We start from the raw sequence: 22,230 nt of genomic DNA, 5'->3' as shown, positions 1-22,230 counted from the left end.
CCCTTGGGAATTGCGTAAAAACAAAGAGTTAGAGCGGTTCGGCGATTCTATCAAACGCTGAACCGCTCTAGGCGAGCGGCAGCCTGACCTCGACCACCAGTCCGCCGGCCGCGCTATCCCCCAGGGTAACGCGGCCGCCGGCGTTTTCGACCACCTCGCGCACGATGGCGAGCCCCAGGCCGCTGCCTTCCTCGGTCGAACCGGCGACACGATAAAAACGCTCGAACACGTGATCGCGTTCTTCAGGCGGGATACCTGGCCCGTCATCGGCGACCGTCAGCACCGCTTCGCCATCGATGGTCGCCAGCCTGACCGTGACACTGCCGCCCGATGTCGAGTAGCGCAACGCATTGTCGACGAGGTTGACGATCATTTCACGCAGCATCGTGCCGTCGCCGATAACGGCAACCGGGCCGGCTTCCTCCAGGCCGAGGTCGATCTTGCGGGCGATCGCCGCCGGCGCCTGCGTTTCCAGTACGTGGCGGGCGGCTTCGGTGAGATCGATGCGGTCGGCACGCGGGCGCCGGCTGCCTGGTTCGGCCCGCGACAGGGTGAGCAATTGTTCGGCCAGCCGCGCCAGCTTGCCGGAGCTGGCCTGCAGCGCCACCAGTGCCTCCTGGCGCGCCTCGGTGGCGGTTTCGCGCAGCGCGTAGCTTGCCTGCGTCGACAGCAGCGCCAGTGGCGTGCGCAATTGGTGCGCGGCATTGGCGATGAAGCGGCGCTGCGCGCCCATCTGCGCGCGCACGCGTTCCATATAAGCGTTGAGCGCGTCGATCAGCGGCCGGATCTCGCTTTGCGCGCCCGGCACGTCGACCGGATCGAGGTCGCTGCGGCTTGGCGAACGCACCGCGTCGCGCAGGCTGATCAATGGCGCCAGGCCACGGCGCAGGCCAAGCAGCACGAACACGCCGGCGATCGCCACCAGCGCCAGTTGCTGGACGAAGGCGCTGAACCACAGCCGCTTCACCATCGCATCATGCCCGGCGAGCGTGACCCCCACGGTGACCATAACAGGCGAATCAGCCCCGGCACCGACCACGGCATGGCCAAGCGTTGCAAGCCGCAACGGGTGATCGCGATAGGCTGCCTCGATGCTCTTGTCCCCAGGAGCCACGGGCAAATCGGGATAACCGGTCAGCAACCGCCCACCGGCGGTCTCGACGCGGTAATACACACTGTCGCGGTCGCCGGTGTCGAACATCTCGATCGCTGCAGGGGGTATCGTGGCATCGAGGACGCCGTCGGCCATGGCGACCTGTTCGGCGATGGCGCGGGCCGAACCGACCAGCATCCGGTCGGTGACCAGATCGGCGGTCGCCAGCGCATTGCGCTGGCTGGTCCACAGATTGATGGTGGCAAGCCCGGCGAGCGGCAACACCACCCATGCCAGCAATTGCAGGCGCAGGCTGCTGGTCCTCATGGCGCCAGATCGTCCTGGCGCAGGAGATAGCCAAGGCCGCGCAAGGTGGTGATCTGGACCCGCGACCCTTCGAGCTTCTTGCGCACACGGTGCACATAGATCTCGATGGCGCTGGGATCGGCGTCGTTCTCGAAATCATAGATGGCCGCCGACAACGCGGCCTTGCTGACGGTGCGTCCCGCCTTGATCATCAATTGCTCGAGCACGGCATGTTCGCGCGGCGTTAATGCCAGCGCCTCGCCGCCGAGCGAGAACAGCCTTGTGTTGGTGTCGAAGACGAGATCGCCGCAGGCAACGACCGGTGCGGTCCGATCATTGGCGCGGCGCAGTTGCACGCGGATGCGCGCTTCGAGTTCCTCGATCTGGAAGGGCTTGGCCAGATAGTCGTCGGCGCCTTCGTTGAGGCCCTTGACCCGGCCGTCGAGGCTGGCATTGGCGGTCAGTACGATCACCGGCACCCGGTTGCCGCGGGCTCGCAGCATGCGCAGCACTTCCAGTCCGCCCATGCGGGGCAGAGCCAGATCAAGAATGACCAGCGCGTGGTCGCCCGCCGCAAGCGCATGCTCGACATCCTCGCCATCATGGACGATGTCGACGACATAGTTCGCCTGGCGCAAGGTCTTGCCCAGCCAGTCCGCCAGTTCGCGATTGTCCTCAACAAGCAGCAATCGCATGTCTATCGTGGTCCCGGCCCACTTTGCGGTCTCATCGGGGCTCGATCGACGGCCTCGATCCGGCAATCGGCCCTGAAATGATCGATAGTATCGATCTCGGCGCAAGGCAAATGCGGCCGGGCAGCGCTATGGGGTTGGTTCTGCCAGGCCAAATCGCCCCGTTCCGGGACACAAATCGAACCGAACGGTTCGGTTCTGGTTGACGGATTGTATCGCAAAGGGTGAACAATAGGCCCCGATTCGCCTCCGGTTTCGGCTGGGCCATATTCCGTAAATGTCTGAAAATATTACGAAAAATTCGCCGCCAATGGTGCGATGCAATATGCATTGTCTATAATATAATGAAATACTGCAAAGCCGATGCGACTGGAAATCCCAAAACGCCTCCCCCATCTGGAGGTGGTCCGAGCGACGCGAAATCCTCCCAGAAGGCACGCCACTAGACGGACAGAACTAAAAACTGGAGTAACCAAAATGACCAAGATCGCTCTTACCGCTGCCGCCATCCTCGTCGCCACGGGCGCCGCTTTCGCCGGCTCCGACAATTATGGCTCGGCCAACGTCAATCAGCCCGCCGCCGCTGTCGACCATTCGGTTACCGCTTCGATTTCGAAGTCGACCGAAACCGTCCAGACCCAGGCTCCGCAGGGCGCTGACCGTAATCTCTTCGGCCACTAATTCCGGCCGATATCCAACCAATCGAATTTCAGGAGTACTTAACATGACCAAGATCGCTCTTACCGCCGCGGCCATCCTCGTTGCCACCGGCACCGCTTTCGCCGGCTCCGACAATTACGGCTCGGCCAACGCCAACCAGCCGACCGTCGCCATCGACCATTCGGTCACCGCTTCGACCTCGAAGTCGACCGAAACCGTCCAGGCCCAGGCCCCACAGGGTGCCGACCGCAACCTCTTCGGCCACTAATCCCCGCCGATATCGACCCAATCTTGAACTTAGGAGTATTTGAAATGACCAAGATCGCTCTCACCGCCGCCGCCATCCTCGTTGCCACGGGCACCGCTTTTGCCGGCTCCGACAATTACGGCTCCAACAACGTCAACCAGCCGGTTGCCACCCAGTCGACCTCCAATGTCGACACCTTCCACACCGGTTCGATCCTGAAGACGGACAAGGCACAGGGCGACGCCAATGCCAACGTACCGGCTCAGTCGGGCCAGGGCATCTGGGGCCGCTAATCCATATAGCAGCACTTGACTACAAAGAGCGGTGGGCTTGGCCCGCCGCTCTTGTTTTTTGACACAAGTCCGTTTGATAGACGGGGCCGGCCATGCCGGACACCATCGAGGCAGGCGGGCTCTCGTCGCGGGTCGAACCGACCGGTTCAATTAATGTTGACGCGCCGTGAGCGCACCGCGAGACGGGGCTTGGCGAAACACAACGAAATGCTTTGTGAAGCGCAAATTAAGATATTGATATAATTATCGAAAAATATTTCCAACAAATCCTTGGTCAAATCTTGAAGCTCGGAATCTAGTCGTGAAGGCACATCTTCGTGATTGGAAGCCGGCGAATGAAAAACCCACTTCCAGATGGTCCGAGCGACGCGAAATTCCTCCCAAGGGCACGCCACTTGACGGACAGACCAGAACCACTGGAGTAAAGAAAATGACCAGGATCGCACTCACCGCCGCCGCCATCCTCGTTGCCACGGGCAGCGCCTTCGCCGGCAGCGACAATTATGGCTCCGACAACGTCAATCAGCCGGCTGTCAGCGCGCCCGCGGGCAAAATCGACCACGTCCGTACGGCCTCGACCAGCAAGCCGATCGAACACCACGGCTTCAAGCTGACGCCGGACTCCAATCAGCCGGATCCCGGCCAAGGCATTTGGGGCAACTGATCCACGCAGGACCTCGATTGCCTCGACGACAAAGAGCGGTGGGCCTGACCCGCCGCTCTTGTTTTTCGAGGCAAGGCCGATGGCCGACGTTCTTCGCAGTCTGCGAAAAACATTTCAGGTCCAGGAATAAACTCTGGCTGTTTCTGGTCTTGTCCTCAGCGGACCCGTCCTCCCATGACGCCGCCTAACGGATGAACCAGGAGATTGAAATGAACAGATTTGCCCTCGCTACCGCCGCTATCCTCGTCGCAACCGCAAGTGCATTCGCCGGCAGCGACCACTTCGGCTCAGACAATGCCAACCAGCCGGCCGCCCCGGTCGCCGGCGTGGACCATGCCGTCACCGGTGCCGTCGACGACACGACTATATCAGGGCACAAAGCTGCGGACGCCAAGATGAAGCCCGCCACCACCGACTGGCCGGAGCCCGGCCAGGGCATCTGGGGCAACTGATGCCTTGGCGCGGCGGATCCCATCCGCCGCCCGCATTTCTAGCGCAAATCCTTCGGCCACAGGCAATGTGTCAGCCGCGCGGCCGACCGGCCGGGCCAGTCGTCTTCAAGGACGAAGCGCGCGAGAGCCGCCGTCGGAAACTTTTCCTCGAGCCTCTTGCGCGCCTTGGCTTCCGATCCCGGCCCCACAAGCTGCCTTGCCAGATTCTCGAGGCCTGGATTGTGGCCGACAACCACCAGGCATTCGCCCGACGGGTCGGCCTTGCGAATCTGGCTCAGGATATCCGCCGCGGAAGCTTCGTAGAGTGCATCGGCAAACGCGACCCGTGGATGCACCGGCAGTTCCGCGGCCACCAGCCGCCACGTATCACGGGTGCGCAGCGCCGGCGACACCAATGCCAGATCCGGCAGCCAGTCGCGCGCGGCAAGCTCGCGGCCGATCAATCGGGCCGCCTTCAACCCGCGTTCCGCAAGCGGCCGGTCGAAATCATCGAGGTCGGGGTCGTCCCAACTCGATTTGGCATGGCGAAGCAGGAGCAGCTGTTTCATCGCCGTTCTCGCTCAGGGCGTGATCCGCGCCAGATGCTCCAGGTCGGCTTCCTCGCGCAGCGGATCGGGCGCCATCACCACCGAGGTGCCGTTCTCGGCATCGTCGGCGAAGTGGGCAAGCACCGTGCGGCCGGCCTCCATGCGCGCCTTGCCTTCGGCGACCAGACCCAGCGCCAGCGGATAGAGCCGGTGCTCGGTTTTCAGCACGCGCGCGGCCAGCGTATCGGCATTGTCGCCGACCATCACCGGCACCGCCGCCTGGGCGATGATCGGGCCGTCATCCATCTCCGACGTGACGAAATGCACGGTGCAGCCATGGATGCGGATGCCGGCGGCCAGCGCGCGCGCATGGGTATCGAGACCCTTGAAGGCAGGCAGCAGGGCAGGGTGGATGTTGATCATGCGGCCCTGCCATTTCTGGACGAAGCCTGATGTCAGGATGCGCATGTAGCCGGCCAACGCCACGATTTCGGTTTTGAAAGCGGCAAGTGCCGCATCGATCGCCGCGTCATGCGCCTGCTTGCTGCCATGGTCGGCGCGGGAAATGACCTGGGTGGCGATGCCGCGTGCCCTGGCGATGCCGAGGCCGGCGGCGTCGGCCTTGTCGGAGATGACGCCGACGATCTCGGCCGGGAAGGCCGGATCGCTGGCCGCCGCGATCAGCGCGGTCATGTTGGAGCCGCGCCCAGATATCAGGACGACGGTGCGTTTCCTCTGCGTGCTCATAGGCCGATCGAGCCCCGATAGATGACACCGGCGTCGCGGCGCGGCACGATGCGGCCGATCGGCGTCACCGTCTCGCCGGCTTCCTGCAGCACGGCGGCGACCTGCGCCGCCTGACCCGAAGCGACAGCCAGGATCATGCCGATGCCGCAATTGAAGGTGCGCATCATTTCCTCCGGCGCCACGCCGCCGGTCTTGGCCAGCCACGAGAATACGGGCGGCACGTCGATGGCTTCGAGATCGAGTTCGGCCGAGAAATCCTTGGGCAGCACGCGCGGAATGTTTTCGGGAAAGCCGCCGCCGGTGATATGTGCCAGCGCCTTGATGCCATGCGTGTTGCGGATCGCCTTGAGGATCGATTTCACGTAGATGCGCGTCGGTTCGAGCAGCGCCTGGGCCAGCGTCGCCTCGTCGTTGAACGGCGCCGGATCGCTCCATGCAAGGCCGCTGGCGGCAACGATGCGGCGCACCAGCGAAAAGCCGTTGGAATGGAGGCCGGAGGAGGCAAGGCCGAGCAGCACGTCGCCCTCGACGATATCGTCGGTGGGCAGCAACTGGCCGCGTTCGGCGGCACCCACGGCAAAGCCGGCGAGGTCATAATCCTTGCCGTGATACATGCCGGGCATTTCGGCCGTCTCGCCGCCGATCAGCGCGCAGCCGGCCTGGCGGCAGCCTTCGGCGATACCACCGACGATCGAAGCGCCCTGGTCCGGATCGAGCTTGCCGGTGGCGAAATAGTCGAGGAAGAACAGCGGCTCGGCGCCCTGCACGACGATGTCGTTGACGCACATGGCGACGAGATCAATGCCGATCGTGTCGTGTTTTCCCGCATCGATGGCGATCTTCAGCTTGGTGCCGACCCCGTCATTGGCTGCAACCAGCACCGGATCGGTGAAGCCGGCCGCCTTCAGGTCGAACAAACCGCCGAAGCCGCCGATTTCGCCATCGGCGCCCGGCCGGCGCGTCGCGCGCACCAGCGGCTTGATCTTCTCCACCATGAGATTGCCGGCATCGATGTCGACGCCGGCCTCGGCATAGGTGAGCCCGTTTGTGCGCTTGGCCGTTTTATTCTGGCCGATTTTGGGCTGGCCGGTTTCGCGCTTGCTCATCGCAATTTTCCTGCTCGTTTGCGGGCTCTTCGCATGAACGGTTTCGGTCCGCAAGGATAACGGCCGAACCGGGCGCCGTTTGGGCCGACAAAAGCGTGGATAGCCCAAGCTCGATGCAATGTCCCGCCTTGGCCGCGGTCGCGTCATTGTTGCGACGCTTGCGCCAGGCGGTCATCTCCATCATCTATCCCTGACCTGAGAGGACGGGCCCCAGCCTTTGACCATCCCCAACCTGATCACCATCCTGCGCCTCGTGCTGGTGCCCGCCATTGTGCTGGCCATGCTGCAGGCGCGTTGGGACTGGGCCTTTGCCGGCTTCGTCATTGCCGGCATTTCCGACGCCGTCGACGGCTTCATCGCCCGCCGCTTCAACCAGCAGTCGACGCTCGGAGCCTATCTCGATCCGATGGCCGACAAGCTGCTCCTGGTTTCGGTGTTCGTGGTCATGGGCTTCATCGGGCAATTGCCGCTGTGGCTGGTCGTCACCATGGTGTCGCGCGACGCGTTGATCGTCTGCGCGGTCCTGTTGTCCACGGTGATGGCTCATCCGGTCGAGATGAAACCGCTTTTCGTATCGAAGGCCAATACCGCCATCCAGATCGTGCTGGCGGCGGTCGTGCTGGGCGAACTTGCCTTTGCCGTGCACCTCGACCCCCTGCGGCCAGCCCTCATATTGCTGTCCGGGGTCTTGACCGTGGCTTCGGCCGCGGCCTATCTCGTGGCTTGGCTGAGGCATATGAACGGCTATGGCGAAGGCGGTAAACAGGGCTGACAAGCCCATCGACGGCAAGGCTGTCCGCAAGCCGGCCGCCAGCAAAACGGTGGCGCGGGGCAAGGCTGTCGACGACCAGATGGTCGTCGTCGTGCCGGCTGGCGAGACGGCGGCAGAGGCGGAGGCGTCGTCGACGTTCCGCCGACAGATCTTCTTCTGGCTTGCCGGTGCCGCGATCCTGGCGCTTTTCCTTTATGTCTTCAGCGACATCCTGCTGCCATTCGTCGCCGGCATGGTGCTTGCCTACTTCCTCGATCCGGTCGCCGACCGGTTGCAGCGGCTCGGCCTCAGCCGCTTCATGGCGACGGTGGTCATCCTCATCACCTTCCTCATCGTGCTGGTGCTGGCCTTCGTCATCCTCATTCCGGTGCTGGCGACGCAGATGGCCGATTTCGCCGGCAAGCTGCCGGAGTACCTGACCCGGCTGCAGAGCCTGATCACCTCCTTTGACCCGAAATGGCTGGAACAGAAATTCGGCGTCAACGCCAATGGCCTGCGCGATGGGTTGAACTCGCTGCTGACCTCCGGTTTCGGCCTGCTCACCACGGTTTTCACGTCGATCTGGAGTTCGGGCGTGGCGCTGGTCTCGGTGGTCAGCCTGTTCGTGGTCACGCCGGTCGTGGCCTTCTACATGCTGCTCGACTGGGACCGCATGGTGGCCGTCATCGACAGCTGGGTGCCGCGCGACAACGTGGCGACGGTGCGCGCCATCGCGCGCGACATCAACACCGCCACCGCCGGCTTCGTGCGCGGCCAGGGCACGCTGTGCCTTGTCCTGGGCGCCATGTATGCCACCGGCCTGACGTTGACCGGATTGAACTTCGCCATCCTGATCGGCCTGTTCGCCGGGCTGATCTCCTTCATTCCCTATGTCGGCTCACTGACCGGGCTGGTCCTGGCCATCGGCGTCGCCTTCGTCCAGTTCTGGCCGGACTGGACGATGATCGTCGCCGTTGCCGTGGTCTTCTTCATCGGCCAGTTCATCGAAGGCAACATCCTGCAGCCCAGACTGGTCGGCAAAAGCGTCGGCCTGCATCCGGTGTGGCTGATGTTCGCGCTGTTCGCCTTCGGCGCCCTGTTCGGTTTTGTCGGCCTGTTGATTGCCGTTCCGGCATCCGCGGCGGTGGCTGTTCTGGTGCGCTTCGCCATTGCCCGCTATCTGGAATCGCCGCTATACAAGGGCCACGCGACAGCACCAGCGCCACCGCTGCCGGCCGATCGTGGCGGCGGCCACCGCACGCAACCGCGTCGCTGAAGTGACCGCCCAGCGAACCGATCCGCCGCGCCAGCTGCCGCTCGATCTAGGCCATGGCACTGGCTACTCGCGCGACGAACTGGTCGTCTCCGGCACCAACAACCAGGCCGCCGCACTGGTCGATCGCTGGCCGGATTGGCCAGCACCGGTGGTGGTGCTGGCAGGCCCCGCCGGTTCTGGCAAAACGCATCTGGCCTCGATCTGGCGCGCCCGCGCCAAAGCGGTGGCCGTAGACGCCGGGCGCATGGGCGACGCCATCGCCAATCTCGGTGCGCGGCCGGCGCTGATCGACGATATCGATATCGGCGCGGTCGACGAGCAAGGGCTGTTCCATTTGATCAATGCCGTGCGCGGTGCCGGCTCGACGCTGCTACTGACGGCGCGACGCTTTCCGTCGGCCTGGGGCGTTTCGCTGCCCGATCTGGCCTCGCGGCTGAAGGCGGCGGCGACCGTCGAGATCCACGAACCCGACGATCTCCTGCTCGCCGGCGTCATCACCAAGCTGTTCGCCGACCGTCAGGTCGAGGTCGAGCCGCATGTCGTGCAGTACCTGGTGCGGCGCATCGAGCGTTCGCTGGCAACCGCGATGCGTGTGGTGGAGCGCCTGGACCGCACCGCGCTGGAGCGCAAGATGCCGATCACGAGGACGCTGGCCGCCGAAACCGTCAACGCCATGGACGAGGGGCAGGGCGAATTCGAGATTTAGAGTGCCTCGATGTTCAGCTGGCGGCCCAGCAACCGCCGTCCCATTTCGGCAAATAATGACTGGCACACGTTTTGCAGCGAGAGCTTGCCGGCTGACCCCGGTCCTGGTTGCGTTCCAAACCAGGTTGTAGGCTCGCCGGGAATGAGGTGGTTGGGGTTCTCGCCCGGCGAGCTTGCCTCCACTTGCGGCCGATCACAGCCACATTCTGACGAAATGCCGGACCAACAGATAGACGGCTGAGTGCGCGGCGATATAGCAGGCCGCGACCACCACAAAAATCCCGATGCTGGCAGGCCAGGAACGGGAAGCGGCCATGCCCGGGGCGAGCCTGGCTTGCCTGCGGCTCTCGCGATTGTTCCACATCGCCAAGGCCGCGCAGGCGATCGCCCACGTCGCCATGAAGGGAACCGTCACGCCCGCATAGGCAAAATAGGTCGGCCCGAACAGCGACACCCAAGCATCGATCCCAAGCACCGCAAATCCCCCGTTTGCCGGAGTTTAAGCCGGCAATGGCGAGGCAAGCGAGCCTGAATTGGCCCAAAGCCCTTCGATGTCCGCTCAATCCAGATGCGACTGCACGAAGTCGATGAAGGCGCGCACCTTGGCCGGCGGCAGGTGGCGCGAAGGGTGGAGCGCGTAGAGCGGAAAGCTCTCGCCGTGCCAATCCGGCAGGACTTCGACCAGCGCGCCTTGTTGGATGAGAGGCTGGACGCCAATCGCCTTGATCCTGGCGATGCCGACACCGTCGAGGCAGGCGCCAAGCATCGTGCCGAACTCGGCGACCATCAGCCGGCCGATGGTCCTGACGTCGACGACCTCAGCGCCGCGCCGAAACCGCCACTCCTCGATCGGCTGGCCGGTCAGCGAATCGCGAACCTGGATGCAGGCGTGGTCGAGGAGGTCGGACGGAACGGTGGGATTGCCATGTGTCTTCAGATAGGCCGGTGCGGCAACCGTGATCGTGCGCGTCTCGGTGAGCTTCCTTGCTACAAGCGAAGACATGGGCGGCGTGCCGAAGCGGACAGCGATGTCGAACCCTTCGCCAACCAAGTCGCCCAACTGGTGCCGGGCGACCAGTTCCAGCGACAGGTCGGGATAGAGCGCCAGGAAGGCGCCGATGTGCGGCGCCAGCAGCTGGCGTGAGAAGAAGGCATCGACATTGACCCGCAACCGGCCACGCACGGCGGTCGAGGTGCCGGAGGTCGTCGTCACCGCGTCTTCGATGCCTGTCAGCAGCGGCGCGACCTCGGCGTATAGGCGACGACCCTCGTCGGTCAGCGCCACCGCCCTTGTCGTCCGGTCGAGCAGCCGTACCCCGACGCGAGCCTCCAGACGCGAAACCGCGCGGCTGACGCCGGATCGCGACAGGCCGAGCGCGTCCGCGGCTCTCGCAAAGCTTCCGCCCTCGGCGACCGCGGCCAGCACGCCGACATTGGAGATTACGCGCCCATCGAACGCCATGGCCGTCACCGTTGATTTAAGATCACCAATTTTATGACTTAATGGCACTCACTGCAACAGTGAGTGCCGCGCTAGAGATCCGCCATCCCGCATCGCCCGAGACGCGGCAGAGATGGAGACGGATCATGTACGCAATTACTGGCACTACCGGCAAAGTCGGCGGAGCGCTGGCGCGGGCCCTGCTTGCCGCCGGTGAGCGCGTGCGCGCCGTCGTGCGCGACGCCGCCAAAGGCCAGCAATGGGCGGCGCTCGGCTGTGAAGTCGCGATCGCCGCCATGGAGGACGCGGAGGCGCTGACGGAAGCGTTCAAGGGCGCGGAGGCGGCGTTCGTCCTGCCGCCGCCGGTGTTCGATCCCGAGCCCGGCTATCCTGAAGCGCGAGCCGTCATCGACAGTGTCGTGGCGGCGCTGCGGGCCGCGAAACCCAGGAGGGTCGTCTGCCTGTCGACAGTCGGCGCCGACGCGGTCCAGGACAATCTGCTGTCGCAGCGCACGATGATGGAGGCAGCGCTGACCGTGCTGCCAATGCCGCTCGCCATCCTGCGGCCGGCCTGGTTCCTGGACAATGCAGCTTGGGACGTAACCTCGGCTCGCGAGACGGGTCTCATCCACAGCTTCCTCCTGCCGACCGACAGGGCCTTGCCCATGGTCGCGGCGCAGGATGTCGGCCGGCTGGCGGCCGAACTCATGCGCCAGCACTGGACCGGCAGTCGCATCGTCGAACTGGAAGGGCCGAGCCGCGTATCGCCCCAAGACCTTGCCGCCGCTTTCGCCACGGCGCTCGGCAAACCGGTGCGCGCCGTGCCGGTGCCGCGCGAAACCTGGGAAGTGCTTTTCCGTTCGCAAGGCATGAACAATCCGCTGCCCCGCATGCGCATGCTCGACGGCTTCAACGAGGGCTGGATTGCATTCCCCGACGAAACGAGGACGATCAAGGGCAGCACAAGCATGGCGGCCGTGGTTGCGGCTCTGGTGGCCGGCGAGGGCGCCTAGATCGCGTGGGATATGAAGGGATGGTCGGAGTGGAGAGATTCGAACTCCCGACCCTCTGGTCCCAAACCAGATGCGCTACCAGCCTGCGCTACACTCCGAACGGTCTGTTGCCTATTCATTTCGGTGTTACATGGCAAGTGCAAAAACCTTGCCGCCGGTGCCAATGCGCAGTAATGACGGCCTAGGGGCGGCGATGCTGCCTTGCACAACAATGAGGTGGCCATGTCCGCGCGCATTTTCAGCCCAGCCAAAACCGCGATGCAATCCGGCAAGGCCAAGACCGGCCATTGGGTGCTGGAATTCGATCCCGAGATGCGCAAGAAGATCGACCCTCTGATGGGCTACACGACATCGGGCGACATGAGGAGCCAGATCAGGCTCACTTTCGGCACCAAGGAAGAGGCCGTGGCCTACGCCGAAAAGGAAGGGCTTGCCTTCCGCGTCGAGGAGCCGAAAGAACCCAAGCGCCGCCAGATTTCCTATGCGGAGAATTTCCGCTATGACCGCAGGACGCCCTGGACGCATTGAACTTCGGCCAGCGCCAATATCCAGCCGGCCGTTGGCCGGCCGACGGTCCCGTAGCTCAGCTGGATAGAGCACCGGCCTTCTAAGCCGATGGTCACAGGTTCGAATCCTGTCGGGATCGCCAATCTTTTCAACATCTTAGATAGCATGGACAGGGGCGAAAACATAGCCGTTTACAATCCGTTTACAGGCTTTGTTCGTTTGGTGTTCCGCTCCATGCGCAAAATCACCGCGTCGGAAGCCTGCTGATCGTCGGCCAGATAGTGCCTTTCGAGCACGCCGTTGATCTTTACGCAAAAATGACCTTTGCCGAAATAATCGACTCAAAAGCCGGATGTACACTAACAATATTTCGCACCGCCCGGCCCGCAACCAACCCCTTCGCCGCTCGTTCGCAACGGCCACTACTTCACGCGGAGCGTCATAACCCCGACGAGGTCGGGCTTACGCCAAGCCAAATCCGTGGGCACCTCTTCGTAGACGTGGGTCCTATTTCCACCCTTGTTCGCAGGGATTTCCATCGTCCGTCGTCCATTTGAAAAAGTGCAACATGCGGTTGGTCCTTCCAACCGTCTCTGTATAAACCGAAGAAGTAGGTGTGCTTTTCAATCCAGAGCGTGATGTGAAAGCTGTTGCCCACTGTGATGTGGCAGGGACTTCGACCAACGGGACAAACAGCACGTGAATTGACGGTGACACCGACCGGCCCGCCACCCGTTGACCTATGCTGGTTGATCCGAGCACACTCCAGACCCTGCCCGCTGCTCCCCAAGGACAGCGGGCTTTTTTCTATGCAAAAACCCCGGCTCGATGGCCGGGGCTTCAACGCGTCGATCGGGCAGGATCACTTCGGGCAGTTGGCCGCTTCCTGCTTGGTCGTTGTGCCGTCGGTGGTCGTTGTGGTGCCGTTGGCGCCCGTCTTGCACTTGTCCGGTGCGCCCGATTGATCACCGGAACCACTAGCGTTTGTGGTGCCTGCATTGGTGTTGCCGCTGTTGGTGGCTCCGCCGCTGGCACCATTGGTACCCCCGCTGGCACCGTTGCCCGAACCGTTGGACTGCGCCATCGCCCCGCCAAGCAACCCCAAGGTCAACATTGCTGCCGCGAGAACTCTTATCATCTCTATTCTCCTACCGTCGCTTGATTGCGAACTGATAGGCCAACCTCGATTTTGCACATGTTCCAAAAATAAAGGCGCAAAAAGTCGCCGAAACCTTGGCCGTCGTTTGCCGTGGCTTCGCGTCACGCCTGAAGAAGACATATGCCAAGCCGACCTTCGCAAAACGCGAGCGCCTCAGTGCAGTGACTGCTACGGTGCCAACCAGCCAGATCCCGATGCTGACTTAATTTGCCAGTCCCATAAAACCAGCCCGCTGGCTCCGGCCGGCGGGTTTTTTTGTGGAACTGACCTTTGCTGACGAAGTTGTTGAGCAGCTCGGTCGTTCCCTCAATCGGGCGTATATTGGAGAGTCCGCCACCGCTCCGCCAGGGTGACGGGCTCTCGATCTTAGCGGTACAGGCCAAGGGCGAGGGACCGGACGGACTAGATCGGCGCATATGGTTTCGAAAACCTCCAAGGGCAGATGCGTTGAAGCTTGTGAATTCCTTGAGGCAGTCGGCAACCCGACCAGACTATTGGTCTTGGCTCATTTGCTCGATGGGGAACAGTCAGTAAACGAACTGTTGGAGAAGGTAGGTAGCAACCACACCCAAGCGGCGCTCTCCCAAAATCTGGCCAAGCTGCGTAGGGCCGGACTGGTGAGCACCCGGCGGGAAAGCCAGTGGATATACTACTCCTGCGATTCGCCCGCCGTGCGCCAGTTGTTGGCCTTCTTGGAGGACACCTTTGGCGATCTCAGGCCAAAGGCATCCCACCGGGCCGCGCATGTTTCTCGATAGCGATGATATCGAGCCGTTTTGATGCCCTTGACAGTATTCGCATGGACAGGGCAGTTTCTGCCCATTGAGGGCAAACGGGGGTCCCATGAAGAAGACATACGAAAAGCCTGAACTGGTGAAGCGCGAACGTCTCTCGGCTGTCACGGCCCTTGGTCCCGGTCCTTCGGTGCCGCCAGTGCTAAAAGAGTAGGAATGCTTGGCCTAAGCGGGCCAGGTAAACCCAGGTTCCGATCCCCCGTCGATATCAGAGCTTTCGCTTGAAAGGGTGAGGTGCCCATAGCTGATATGATCGCGCTCCTTTTGGAAGACGAAGCCCTCGCCTTGTGCCCGAAGTTGGAACGTTGTCGAGAAACCTTCGCTCTTTCGGCCTTCTAAGCCCATGGTCACAGGTTCGAATCCTGTCGGGATCGCCATAATTGCAAGGGTCCGTTCCGGGCACATGGGTTACGGTTTATACCGGAGACACAGGTAACACTTTTCACCCCTCTTCGTTCTCGCGGATGCGCGCCCGGCCGAGGCTGACATCTGGTGTGCAGCGGCGCGAATTCACTTCTCGGTGAGCCTGTCGTCTCCGCAGCGTGGAAATGTCGCGCTCGCCCCTAGCCAAATGGCAGCCGCCCCCGCGGCAGCGGGCTGTTTTGGAACCCAATCCTCCCGACCCTGTTTCTGGCTGGAGAACCAAAGGAGGCCCATGTGGAACCGAAGTCGTCACGTGACATACCAGGCCCAAAGCCCCGCAGGGACAAAGACAGGGATGCCCGAAAGGCGGTTGCCAGAACACCTGACAAAACCAACGATTGGGACCGTGACGCCGTGCATGGGGATGGCGACACGATCGCCATTGAGCCTGAGCCGGGCGTGGAGTCGAAATAGCATCCGGTGGGGAAACATGATCCAGAGTGCCGAGGTGGGGCACAATTCCAGCGCGCCAGCCTGATTGACGGCCAAAAAAATCGCCGCTTCGTACGGATCGCCTCAATTTCAAAACGCATAAGCTGATGCGGTCACTTATTCACCTTCCCCACCAGTGCTGCCACGGCAGGTAACGAAAGCCACACGGGGCCAGACCCGCGCGTGGCTCGCCCGGAATTATTTCGTGATCTGGCCCCGTTGGAACCTTGGGCAAAACTACACGTTCGGGGGCGTTGTATTCGTCGAGCCTCATATAAAGACCTCATAAAGACATGTGCGGTTCGGCGAAGGAGGTGGGGCAAACAAGCGCGGGTTGGGAAGGATAAGCCATGTCGAAACGTGAAATTGGAACGTCCCCTGCCTTGGGGCGGCGTATCGCCGAACTCAGGGAACGTATGCAGAATGCCGAAATTTCGGGCCACGAGATGAAAACATTTCACAAGGTCGCCACCATAATGGGGGCTGGCGACGGTTCCTTGCGACTCGATGCCGACGATCTGATCGCGGCATCCTTCGTGGTCGAGGCGGTTCGTCCGGCGTCCAACTGACTTCGGAATTTTCGTTATTCGAAGATCCGCTGAACAAATCCGCTTCCATCAGCGGGGCACGGCCGCCTGTCGGCGATCGTGCCCCGCTCGCATTTCCTCATCGTCTTTCCGCCACCCGATCTCGAATTGGAAGAAAAGTCTTATCATTTTGTTTGCGTTGGCGCGTCATAGTAGGGGCCGCTAACGGAGTGGAAGAGGATGAAGCTGGACCTGTCGCCGACCAGCTGGGGCAGGGTGATCGCCGTCACCGCCGCCGGCACGGCATTCTTCATTGCGGTGGCGTTTTTCGTCGATTCGTTCAATTTCCCCTATCTTTCGCCCGAGGCTGTCAGGCGCGCGCAACTGACCGACCTGCTGCTGCCCCTCGTGCTGGGTGGCTCGTTTCTGTTTTTCCTGATGTGGAAGATCCGTCAGCTGGCCATTGCCCAGCGCGACCTCAGCGTCATCGCCGCGACCGACAGCCTGACGGCGGTGCTGAACCGCGGCGCCTTCTCGATGCTGGTGGAGGCCTATCTCGAGCAGACCCGCAAGCCCGAAGAGACCCGTTCCGGCGCGCTGCTGATCATCGACGCCGACCACTTCAAGGCGATCAACGACCGCCTGGGCCACGACTGCGGCGACCAGGCGCTCAGACTGATCGCGCAGGCGATCAAGGGTCAGCTGCGCGGCAGCGACATCGTCGGCCGGATCGGTGGTGAGGAGTTCGGCGTGTTTCTGCCGGGTGTCGACCCCTCGCAATCCTGGCTGATCGCCGAAAGCATCCGCCGACGGATTCGCGAAATGGACTTTTCGCCCGGCGGCCTCTCCTGTCCGCTTTCCGTCAGCATCGGCGGCACCAGCTTCAGCGGGCCGACCACCTACGAGGCGATATTCTCCGCCGCCGACAGAAGGCTTTATGCCGCTAAGTCGAACGGACGCGATCAGGTCAGCTTCGATCCGGCGGAAGCCTCGCTGGTGTCTCAGCCCAGCGCCGCCACCGTGCATTGAGGGTTAGGACTGCAACAGGCTGATACTGGCCGCTGCCTTGGCACTCAGCTGACGCTTGCTTGCCTCTATGCTTTCTCAGCGCAAGTGATGTATGAGGCGTCGCCGGAAATATTCGGCCACGGCCTTGGGTGCGGGCAACTGAATGGCGAGACGTCCAGGTAGAGCTCGGTAAGCACCGCAACCATGATCCATTTGTTCAACGGCTTTCAGAACCCGTTTGGCGGCAGTGATCGCGAAACGCTGGAGTTGTATCGGCTGTTGAGCGCCGATTCGCGGGTGCATCTCTGGGCAACCTCGTCACGCGCGTCCAAAGACTTGATGCGGGAATTTCCGATACGCCGCGTCTCGCCGGCAACACGCAATGTGCCGGATGGCGGCACCTATGTCTTTCTTGGCGCGCATTGGCGCAACAAGCTGTGGCCTTATCTGATCGCGCGGCCGCGCCGGCTGATCTATGTCTTCAACACCTTTCATCCCAAGGTCATGGCGCTGACGACGCGCAGACAGCGGCTGCTGGGCTGGCCAGCTGCCGAACTGGTGCTGATCTCCGACTTTCAGAGGCGCGTGCTGCAAGTCGAAGGCGTCGTCCATCCCTCGCCGATCGACATCGATCGCTTCTCGCCCCGGCGGGCAGGGACAAATCGTCCGTTCACGGTGGGGCGGCTGAGCCGTGACACGGCGGACAAGCATCATGCCGACGACGTGGCGCTCTATGAGGCGCTGCTGGCCGATGGCGATGTGGTGCGAATCCAGGGCGGCATGCCGCTCAAGGACAGGCTCGCGCCGCATTCGCAGCTCGAACTGCTGCCGCAAGGTGAATTTGCCGCCGAACGGTTTCTGCCGACACTCGACGTCTTCTACTATCGCACCAGCTCTCATGTGGTGGAGACGTTCGGCCGCGTGGTGTTGGAGGCGATGGCCTGCGGCCTGCCGGTGGTCTGTCATTCGCATGGCGGTTACGTCGACCATATCCGCCATGGTGAAAACGGCTTCCTGTTCGAAACGTCGCAACAGGCGGCGAGGATTCTTGCGAACCTCAAAGCCGATCCGGGGCTGCGGGCGACTGTTGGTCGCAAGGCGCGGCAGACCGTCGAGCAGCTGTTTTCGCCGCAGGCGTTGCAGGAACGGCTGGATTTCTACCGGCGGTAGCGGCGTCCGCCGTCTGGCCTGCCGGATCTTCTTGGCCAACAATCCACATTTGGCATCGATCCCGACATCGGGCTAAAGCTGGCATCACGTGAATCACGGGCGGCCGGCATCGGTGCGCAACAGATCGAGCAGGGCTTCTACCGATGACACTGATGGGCGCGGCGGCACTGCTGATCCTGGTCCTGACTTACGCCGGCGTCGCCATCGGCCGCATCCCCGGCTTGCGGCTCGACCGGGCCGGCATTGCGCTGCTTGGCGGCGCGGCGATGATCGCGATCGGCGCGCTCAGCATGGAGGACGCCTACCGCGCCATCAATTTCGACACCATCACGCTTCTGCTCGGCATGATGATCGTGGTGGCGCATCTGAAGGTGTCGGGCGCTTTCCGTGGTCTCGGCGCCATCGCCATCGAGCACGCGCACGCACCGTTCATGCTGCTGGTGATGGTGACGCTTCTGACCGGCGTGCTGTCGGCCTTCCTGGTCAACGACGCCATCTGCCTGGTCATGGCGCCGATCGTCGTCCACGTCACCCGCGTCATCAACCGCAACCCGATCCCCTATCTGATCGCCACCGCCACCGCTTCGAACTGCGGCAGCGTCGCCACCATCACCGGCAATCCGCAGAACATGGTCATCGGCGCATTGTCGGGCATTTCCTATCCGGCCTTTTCGGCCGCGCTGGCGCCGGTCGCTCTGTTCGGCCTCGTCGCGGTCATCGTCATCGTGCGCATCGTCTACCGCGCCGAATTCACGCCCAACGGCGAACTGACGCCGCATGTCTCGCGTGGCCGCATGCATCGCGGCCAGGTGCTGAAGGCGGTGGTCGTCTGCATAGGACTGGCAATCGCCTTCTTCGCCGGCGTTCCCGTGGCCAAGGCGGCGCTCATTGGCGGCGCCATCCTGCTGCTCACCCGCGCCATAAAGCCGGAACGCATCTATCGCGAGATCGACGGGCCGCTGCTGTTCATGTTCGCCGGTCTGTTCGTGGTGGTTGCCGGCGCCGAAAAGACGCTGCTGACGCCGGACATGATCGCCTCGGCCAAGAACATCGGGCTCGACGACGTCTGGAGGCTGTCTGGTTTCACCGCCGTGCTGTCCAACATCATGAGCAATGTTCCGGCCGTGCTGGCGCTCAGGCCATTCATACCCGGCCTGGAAAACCCCGAGCGCGCCTGGCTGGTCGTGGCGATGAGTTCGACGCTCGCCGGTAACTTCACGCTGCTCGGCTCGGTCGCCAACCTGATCGTTGCCGAACAGGCGCGTGCCTCGGGCACGCAGCTTTCGTTTGGCGCTTTCTTCAAGGTCGGTCTGCCACTGACGCTGATCACGCTCCTGGCCGGCACGGCATGGCTGGCGTTCGGGGCCTAGAGCCGTTCCGCATTTCACGGAATCGCCGAACGGCTCTAACTCTTTGTTTTTACGCAATTCCCAAGGGGAAGCGCTAGCGCTTCTCCCGGGAAAACCGTTTCACACTTTTCCTGGAATTGCTCTAGCCCTGGACCTGGCTGACCGACATCCGCGCCCTGACCAGCGTCGCCGCGGCTCGCCCCGCGGCTTCGACGTAGTCGGGATTGCGATGGATCAGCATGATTGAAAAGCAGCCGTCTATCAGCAGCACGATTTCGCGGGCCAGTGCCCGCGGCTCCTCGATATCGTGCCCGGACAATTCCGTGCCCAGCCATGTCTCGAAGTTGGATTTGTGCCGCGCCCCGGCCTTGACCGCCGGGTGTCCAGGCATCGAGGCAAGTTCGGCGGCGGTGCGCAGGAAGCCGCACCCCTTCCATTTCGGATGGCGCGTGGCGCGGGCCAGATCGGTGAAGATGGCTTCGACCTTTTTGTCCACGCCGCCTTGTCCGGCCTCGAACCAGCCAGCCATCCGTTTCAGATTGGGCTGATCACGGCCGTCGAGATAGGCCGCGATGAGATCGTCCTTGCTCTTGAAGTGGTAGTAGAGCGTCCGCTTGGTGAGGCCCGCTTCCTCGGCCACGGCGTCGACACTGACACGGCCGATCCCTTCCGCGTAGAACAATCTGGTGGCGGCATCGACGATGCGCTTGCGGGTGGGGCTTTGTGCTTCTGGCATGAGTCTAAGTATACCGACTAGTGAATATACACAAGGTGCGAACGGCGTACCTTCCATCTCGTCAACATGCTGGAAGGAAGCCAAATGACCGATCTTGTCCTGAACCAAGCCAGCGATGGCATTGCCGTCCTGTCCCTCAACCGGCCGGAAAAGCTGAACGCGTTGAACTATGCCCTGATCGACCGCTTGCTCGCGATCCTCGACGATATCGAAGTCGACGATGGTATCCGGGCGGTCATTCTGACGGGAGCGGGCGAGCGGGCCTTCTCGGCGGGCGCCGACATCGAGGAGTTCTCGGCCAGCGTGGCGCTGGGCACCGACGTCGCGCTGCGCGACTTCGTCATGCGCGGGCAGCGGCTGACGGCAAGGCTGGAAGCCTTTCGCAAGCCTGTCATCGCAGCCGTCAACGGGATTGCCTTCGGCGGCGGCTGCGAGATCACCGAGGCCGTGCCGCTGGCGATCGCCAGCGATCGCGCGCTGTTCGCCAAACCGGAGATCAACCTCGCCATGCCGCCGACCTTCGGCGGTACGCAACGCCTGCCCAGGCTCGCCGGGCGCAAGCGCGCGCTCGAACTTCTCTTGACCGGCGACTGGTTCCCGCCACCACGGGCCCTCGAACTTGGCCTCGTCAACCAGGTGGTTGCCCATGACGATCTGATGCCGGCTGCTTTCAATCTGGCCAGGCGGATCCTTCGGCACTCCGGGCTGGCGGTCGCGGCGATCCTTGCGGCGGTGGCGCGCGGGCTCAACCACAGCATTGCCGAAGGCTTGCTGGTCGAGGCAGAGCAGTTCGCCCGCATGGCCCCGACAGCCGATTTGCGCGAGGCGCTGGATACCTGGATCAGCAGACAGAGGCCCGGACACGACGGTTCGTGGACGCATGTCGCGCGACCCGATGAGGCACGGCGGGCCTCCTCGGCCCTGGATCACGGCGCCACCAGCAAGCGTCCCTTCATATTGGGATGGAAGCGGCTGAAATAGTCGATGCTTTCCGCCGCCGGATTGGCGAAGGCGCTGACATAGGCGTCCAAAGGTTCCGGATCGGCAGGAGCGATCCAGGCTCGCTATTCTAGGCCGCGGCCAATCCCTTGTCCGCCGTCTGCACGCGCGCGGCCGCCGCCAAAAGGTCGGTCTGCGTGATCAGGCCAAGAATGCGCCGCTCCGCGTCGACGATGACCACGGCATGGCTGCGGCCATCGGTCAGCATCGGAAGCAGGCTCATCGCCGGCGTCTCGGGCGAGGCGGTGCCGGCTTTCGCCATCACGCCCTTCACCGTGTCCGTGGCTTTCGTCAGCTCGCGCAGGCCAACCGCGCCAACCAGCCGCGCATCCGCGTCGACCACCGGCAAGGTGCGGATGTTGTGATCGAGCAGTTGCTGGCGTGCCGCGTCGGCCGAGGCTTGCTCGGCCACCGAAACCACGTCGCGCGACATGATGTCCTCGCACAACAGTGTCCGGTGCGAGCGCACCATGGCCTGCAGCTCAACCTGCCGCAGCAGCCTTTCGAGGTCGTCACGGTCGATATCGAAGGTTTCATCGAGCGCCGTCAGCGCGGCATCGATGTCCTCGGGCCGGAAGCCGGCGCGCTGCTGCACCGGGGGATCGGCGGTGCCGTGGCTGTTCGCGGCGGGAGCGGCGACATGCGGATAGTTGCGCCGCGCCAGCTTGTGGAAAAGGAAGCCCAACGCGACCAGGATGGTCGAATTCAGGGCCACCGGCACGAACGGAAACAGGAAGCCCGCGCTGATGACGGCCGGTCCGCCAAGCACCGCCGTCAGCGCGGCTGCACCGCCTGGTGGATGCAGGCAGCGCGTGAACGACATCGCGGCGATGGCGAGCGCCACCGCGAGACCCGATGCCACCACCGGGTCATGGATGAAATGCGCCACGGTGACGCCGACCAGCGCCGATATCGAATTGCCGCCGATGATCGACCAGGGCTGCGCCAGCGGGCTCGCGGGGACGGCAAACAGAAGCACGGCCGACGCGCCCATCGGCGCGACCAGCAGGGCCACATGCGGTCCGCCGCCCATCGCCAGCCCGCTGATCACCCCGGTCAGCGCGATGCCGATCGTGGCGCCGATACACGCCAGGAGGCGTTCGCGCAGCGTCGCGCCGGCAAGGATGGGGACAAAAAGACGAAAGGCCATTGG

At 63.1% G+C, this 22,230-nt stretch carries 26 protein-coding genes and 2 tRNA genes; 17 read left to right on the top strand and 11 right to left on the bottom strand.

Annotated features, from left to right (window positions below; all coding sequences use genetic code 11):
• Nucleotides 1-67: 67 nt before the first annotated feature.
• Both FJ948_RS19760 and FJ948_RS19755 read right to left on the bottom strand, forming a co-directional pair.
• On the bottom strand, nucleotides 68-1,420 hold the full coding sequence (locus FJ948_RS19760; protein ID WP_140707265.1) for a sensor histidine kinase: 1,353 nt from the start codon (nucleotides 1,418-1,420) through the stop codon (nucleotides 68-70).
• Nucleotides 1,417-2,094, bottom strand: a complete 678-nt coding sequence (locus tag FJ948_RS19755; RefSeq protein ID WP_140707263.1) for a response regulator — start codon at nucleotides 2,092-2,094, stop codon at nucleotides 1,417-1,419. Before FJ948_RS19755 ends, FJ948_RS19760 begins: the two co-directional genes overlap by 4 nt.
• 474 nt (nucleotides 2,095-2,568) lie before the next feature.
• Between FJ948_RS19755 and FJ948_RS19750 the strand changes: the two genes are divergently transcribed.
• From FJ948_RS19750 to FJ948_RS19730, 5 genes are all read left to right on the top strand, one after another.
• Nucleotides 2,569-2,772, top strand: coding sequence for a DUF680 domain-containing protein (locus tag FJ948_RS19750; protein ID WP_140707261.1), 204 nt, complete (start codon nucleotides 2,569-2,571; stop codon nucleotides 2,770-2,772).
• A gap of 43 nt (nucleotides 2,773-2,815) precedes the next feature.
• Complete coding sequence (locus FJ948_RS19745; RefSeq protein ID WP_140707259.1) at nucleotides 2,816-3,019, top strand: DUF680 domain-containing protein; 204 nt, start codon at nucleotides 2,816-2,818, stop codon at nucleotides 3,017-3,019.
• Between the two features lie 44 nt (nucleotides 3,020-3,063).
• Nucleotides 3,064-3,291, top strand: coding sequence for a DUF680 domain-containing protein (locus FJ948_RS19740; RefSeq protein WP_140707257.1), 228 nt, complete (start codon nucleotides 3,064-3,066; stop codon nucleotides 3,289-3,291).
• A 430-nt stretch (nucleotides 3,292-3,721) separates the two neighbouring features.
• Nucleotides 3,722-3,955: a DUF680 domain-containing protein gene (locus FJ948_RS19735; RefSeq protein ID WP_140707255.1), complete on the top strand. Its 234-nt coding sequence runs from the start codon at nucleotides 3,722-3,724 to the stop codon at nucleotides 3,953-3,955.
• A 209-nt stretch (nucleotides 3,956-4,164) separates the two neighbouring features.
• Complete coding sequence (locus FJ948_RS19730) at nucleotides 4,165-4,407, top strand: DUF680 domain-containing protein (protein WP_140707253.1); 243 nt, start codon at nucleotides 4,165-4,167, stop codon at nucleotides 4,405-4,407.
• A 38-nt stretch (nucleotides 4,408-4,445) separates the two neighbouring features.
• Here FJ948_RS19730 and FJ948_RS19725 read toward each other — a convergent pair whose 3' ends face one another.
• From FJ948_RS19725 to purM, 3 genes are read right to left on the bottom strand one after another with little or no spacing between them, the layout of a single operon-like run.
• Nucleotides 4,446-4,955, bottom strand: a complete 510-nt coding sequence (locus FJ948_RS19725; protein WP_140707250.1) for a histidine phosphatase family protein — start codon at nucleotides 4,953-4,955, stop codon at nucleotides 4,446-4,448.
• Between the two features lie 12 nt (nucleotides 4,956-4,967).
• Entirely contained in the window at nucleotides 4,968-5,681 is a 714-nt protein-coding gene (gene purN, locus FJ948_RS19720; RefSeq protein WP_140707248.1) for a phosphoribosylglycinamide formyltransferase, read from the bottom strand.
• Entirely contained in the window at nucleotides 5,678-6,787 is a 1,110-nt protein-coding gene (gene purM, locus FJ948_RS19715) for a phosphoribosylformylglycinamidine cyclo-ligase (RefSeq protein WP_140707246.1), read from the bottom strand. The genes purN and purM overlap by 4 nt, the downstream gene beginning before the upstream one ends.
• A gap of 217 nt (nucleotides 6,788-7,004) precedes the next feature.
• Between purM and FJ948_RS19710 the strand changes: the two genes are divergently transcribed.
• From FJ948_RS19710 to hdaA, 3 genes are all read left to right on the top strand, one after another.
• Nucleotides 7,005-7,559: a CDP-alcohol phosphatidyltransferase family protein gene (locus tag FJ948_RS19710; RefSeq protein ID WP_140707244.1), complete on the top strand. Its 555-nt coding sequence runs from the start codon at nucleotides 7,005-7,007 to the stop codon at nucleotides 7,557-7,559.
• A gap of 79 nt (nucleotides 7,560-7,638) precedes the next feature.
• The gene (locus tag FJ948_RS19705; protein ID WP_140707338.1) at nucleotides 7,639-8,814 is read left to right on the top strand and encodes an AI-2E family transporter; all 1,176 of its coding nucleotides are present in this window, start codon (nucleotides 7,639-7,641) and stop codon (nucleotides 8,812-8,814) included.
• A gap of 1 nt (nucleotide 8,815) precedes the next feature.
• The gene (hdaA, locus tag FJ948_RS19700) at nucleotides 8,816-9,520 is read left to right on the top strand and encodes a DnaA regulatory inactivator HdaA (protein WP_140707336.1); all 705 of its coding nucleotides are present in this window, start codon (nucleotides 8,816-8,818) and stop codon (nucleotides 9,518-9,520) included.
• A 192-nt stretch (nucleotides 9,521-9,712) separates the two neighbouring features.
• Here the strand turns inward: hdaA and FJ948_RS19695 are convergent, their stop codons facing one another.
• Both FJ948_RS19695 and FJ948_RS19690 read right to left on the bottom strand, forming a co-directional pair.
• Nucleotides 9,713-9,973 (bottom strand): hypothetical protein, encoded by a 261-nt coding sequence (locus FJ948_RS19695; protein ID WP_246677552.1) that lies wholly within the window; start codon nucleotides 9,971-9,973, stop codon nucleotides 9,713-9,715.
• 105 nt (nucleotides 9,974-10,078) lie between these two features.
• Nucleotides 10,079-10,981, bottom strand: coding sequence for a LysR family transcriptional regulator (locus tag FJ948_RS19690; protein WP_140707240.1), 903 nt, complete (start codon nucleotides 10,979-10,981; stop codon nucleotides 10,079-10,081).
• Between the two features lie 125 nt (nucleotides 10,982-11,106).
• Here FJ948_RS19690 and FJ948_RS19685 point away from each other — a divergent pair, with 125 nt between their 5' ends.
• The gene (locus FJ948_RS19685; RefSeq protein WP_140707238.1) at nucleotides 11,107-11,973 is read left to right on the top strand and encodes an NAD(P)H-binding protein; all 867 of its coding nucleotides are present in this window, start codon (nucleotides 11,107-11,109) and stop codon (nucleotides 11,971-11,973) included.
• A 21-nt stretch (nucleotides 11,974-11,994) separates the two neighbouring features.
• On the opposite strand, the gene FJ948_RS19680 is transcribed toward FJ948_RS19685, so the two are convergent.
• A tRNA-Pro gene (locus FJ948_RS19680) sits at nucleotides 11,995-12,071 on the bottom strand.
• 124 nt (nucleotides 12,072-12,195) lie between these two features.
• Here FJ948_RS19680 and FJ948_RS19675 point away from each other — a divergent pair.
• Both FJ948_RS19675 and FJ948_RS19670 read left to right on the top strand, forming a co-directional pair.
• A complete protein-coding gene (locus FJ948_RS19675) occupies nucleotides 12,196-12,501 on the top strand; it encodes an ETC complex I subunit (RefSeq protein ID WP_127276639.1) in 306 nt (101 codons plus the stop codon).
• Between the two features lie 44 nt (nucleotides 12,502-12,545).
• Nucleotides 12,546-12,622: transfer RNA gene (locus FJ948_RS19670), tRNA-Arg, on the top strand.
• 720 nt (nucleotides 12,623-13,342) lie between these two features.
• Here FJ948_RS19670 and FJ948_RS19665 read toward each other — a convergent pair.
• A complete protein-coding gene (locus FJ948_RS19665; protein WP_140707236.1) occupies nucleotides 13,343-13,618 on the bottom strand; it encodes a hypothetical protein in 276 nt (91 codons plus the stop codon).
• A 437-nt stretch (nucleotides 13,619-14,055) separates the two neighbouring features.
• Between FJ948_RS19665 and FJ948_RS19660 the strand changes: the two genes are divergently transcribed.
• From FJ948_RS19660 to FJ948_RS19630, 5 genes are all read left to right on the top strand, one after another.
• A complete protein-coding gene (locus FJ948_RS19660) occupies nucleotides 14,056-14,397 on the top strand; it encodes a metalloregulator ArsR/SmtB family transcription factor (protein ID WP_140707234.1) in 342 nt (113 codons plus the stop codon).
• A gap of 1,241 nt (nucleotides 14,398-15,638) precedes the next feature.
• Nucleotides 15,639-15,857, top strand: a complete 219-nt coding sequence (locus tag FJ948_RS19645) for a hypothetical protein (protein ID WP_140707230.1) — start codon at nucleotides 15,639-15,641, stop codon at nucleotides 15,855-15,857.
• 198 nt (nucleotides 15,858-16,055) lie between these two features.
• Nucleotides 16,056-16,844, top strand: a complete 789-nt coding sequence (locus FJ948_RS19640; RefSeq protein WP_140707228.1) for a GGDEF domain-containing protein — start codon at nucleotides 16,056-16,058, stop codon at nucleotides 16,842-16,844.
• Nucleotides 16,845-17,162: 318 nt separating this feature from the next.
• Entirely contained in the window at nucleotides 17,163-17,993 is an 831-nt protein-coding gene (locus tag FJ948_RS19635) for a glycosyltransferase (RefSeq protein WP_246677551.1), read from the top strand.
• 143 nt (nucleotides 17,994-18,136) lie between these two features.
• A complete protein-coding gene (locus FJ948_RS19630) occupies nucleotides 18,137-19,363 on the top strand; it encodes an anion transporter (protein WP_140707224.1) in 1,227 nt (408 codons plus the stop codon).
• Between the two features lie 121 nt (nucleotides 19,364-19,484).
• Here the strand turns inward: FJ948_RS19630 and FJ948_RS19625 are convergent, their stop codons facing one another.
• Nucleotides 19,485-20,078: a TetR/AcrR family transcriptional regulator gene (locus FJ948_RS19625; protein WP_181173722.1), complete on the bottom strand. Its 594-nt coding sequence runs from the start codon at nucleotides 20,076-20,078 to the stop codon at nucleotides 19,485-19,487.
• Between the two features lie 84 nt (nucleotides 20,079-20,162).
• Between FJ948_RS19625 and FJ948_RS19620 the strand changes: the two genes are divergently transcribed.
• Complete coding sequence (locus tag FJ948_RS19620) at nucleotides 20,163-21,059, top strand: crotonase/enoyl-CoA hydratase family protein (protein ID WP_140707222.1); 897 nt, start codon at nucleotides 20,163-20,165, stop codon at nucleotides 21,057-21,059.
• Nucleotides 21,060-21,147: 88 nt separating this feature from the next.
• Here FJ948_RS19620 and FJ948_RS19615 read toward each other — a convergent pair whose 3' ends face one another.
• Entirely contained in the window at nucleotides 21,148-22,227 is a 1,080-nt protein-coding gene (locus FJ948_RS19615; protein ID WP_140707220.1) for an HPP family protein, read from the bottom strand.
• Nucleotides 22,228-22,230 lie beyond the last annotated feature (3 nt).

The sequence above is a fragment of the Mesorhizobium sp. B2-3-12 genome, assembly GCF_006442205.1.
Lineage (GTDB): Bacteria > Pseudomonadota > Alphaproteobacteria > Rhizobiales > Rhizobiaceae > Mesorhizobium.
The sequence above is the reverse complement of the archived record's forward strand: the minus strand, read 5'-3'. Positions and strand labels throughout refer to the sequence as shown.

Bases quoted from the DNA above. Each gene is read 5' to 3' on its own strand.
- FJ948_RS19760 (WP_140707265.1), bottom strand. From the start codon at position 1,420: ATGAGGACCAGCAGCCTGCGCCTGCAATTGCTGGCATGGGTGGTGTTG.
- FJ948_RS19635 (WP_246677551.1), top strand. From the start codon at position 17,163: ATGCGGGAATTTCCGATACGCCGCGTCTCGCCGGCAACACGCAATGTG.
- FJ948_RS19615 (WP_140707220.1), bottom strand. From the start codon at position 22,227: ATGGCCTTTCGTCTTTTTGTCCCCATCCTTGCCGGCGCGACGCTGCGC.
- FJ948_RS19675 (WP_127276639.1), top strand. From the start codon at position 12,196: ATGTCCGCGCGCATTTTCAGCCCAGCCAAAACCGCGATGCAATCCGGC.
- FJ948_RS19630 (WP_140707224.1), top strand. From the start codon at position 18,137: ATGACACTGATGGGCGCGGCGGCACTGCTGATCCTGGTCCTGACTTAC.
- FJ948_RS19725 (WP_140707250.1), bottom strand. From the start codon at position 4,955: ATGAAACAGCTGCTCCTGCTTCGCCATGCCAAATCGAGTTGGGACGAC.
- FJ948_RS19620 (WP_140707222.1), top strand. From the start codon at position 20,163: ATGACCGATCTTGTCCTGAACCAAGCCAGCGATGGCATTGCCGTCCTG.
- FJ948_RS19745 (WP_140707259.1), top strand. From the start codon at position 2,816: ATGACCAAGATCGCTCTTACCGCCGCGGCCATCCTCGTTGCCACCGGC.
- FJ948_RS19735 (WP_140707255.1), top strand. From the start codon at position 3,722: ATGACCAGGATCGCACTCACCGCCGCCGCCATCCTCGTTGCCACGGGC.
- FJ948_RS19705 (WP_140707338.1), top strand. From the start codon at position 7,639: ATGGTCGTCGTCGTGCCGGCTGGCGAGACGGCGGCAGAGGCGGAGGCG.
- FJ948_RS19740 (WP_140707257.1), top strand. From the start codon at position 3,064: ATGACCAAGATCGCTCTCACCGCCGCCGCCATCCTCGTTGCCACGGGC.
- FJ948_RS19755 (WP_140707263.1), bottom strand. From the start codon at position 2,094: ATGCGATTGCTGCTTGTTGAGGACAATCGCGAACTGGCGGACTGGCTG.
- purN (WP_140707248.1), bottom strand. From the start codon at position 5,681: ATGAGCACGCAGAGGAAACGCACCGTCGTCCTGATATCTGGGCGCGGC.
- FJ948_RS19730 (WP_140707253.1), top strand. From the start codon at position 4,165: ATGAACAGATTTGCCCTCGCTACCGCCGCTATCCTCGTCGCAACCGCA.
- FJ948_RS19660 (WP_140707234.1), top strand. From the start codon at position 14,056: ATGGTTTCGAAAACCTCCAAGGGCAGATGCGTTGAAGCTTGTGAATTC.
- FJ948_RS19685 (WP_140707238.1), top strand. From the start codon at position 11,107: ATGTACGCAATTACTGGCACTACCGGCAAAGTCGGCGGAGCGCTGGCG.
- FJ948_RS19665 (WP_140707236.1), bottom strand. From the start codon at position 13,618: ATGATAAGAGTTCTCGCGGCAGCAATGTTGACCTTGGGGTTGCTTGGC.
- FJ948_RS19640 (WP_140707228.1), top strand. From the start codon at position 16,056: ATGAAGCTGGACCTGTCGCCGACCAGCTGGGGCAGGGTGATCGCCGTC.
- FJ948_RS19690 (WP_140707240.1), bottom strand. From the start codon at position 10,981: ATGGCGTTCGATGGGCGCGTAATCTCCAATGTCGGCGTGCTGGCCGCG.
- purM (WP_140707246.1), bottom strand. From the start codon at position 6,787: ATGAGCAAGCGCGAAACCGGCCAGCCCAAAATCGGCCAGAATAAAACG.
- FJ948_RS19750 (WP_140707261.1), top strand. From the start codon at position 2,569: ATGACCAAGATCGCTCTTACCGCTGCCGCCATCCTCGTCGCCACGGGC.
- FJ948_RS19645 (WP_140707230.1), top strand. From the start codon at position 15,639: ATGTCGAAACGTGAAATTGGAACGTCCCCTGCCTTGGGGCGGCGTATC.
- FJ948_RS19625 (WP_181173722.1), bottom strand. From the start codon at position 20,078: ATGCCAGAAGCACAAAGCCCCACCCGCAAGCGCATCGTCGATGCCGCC.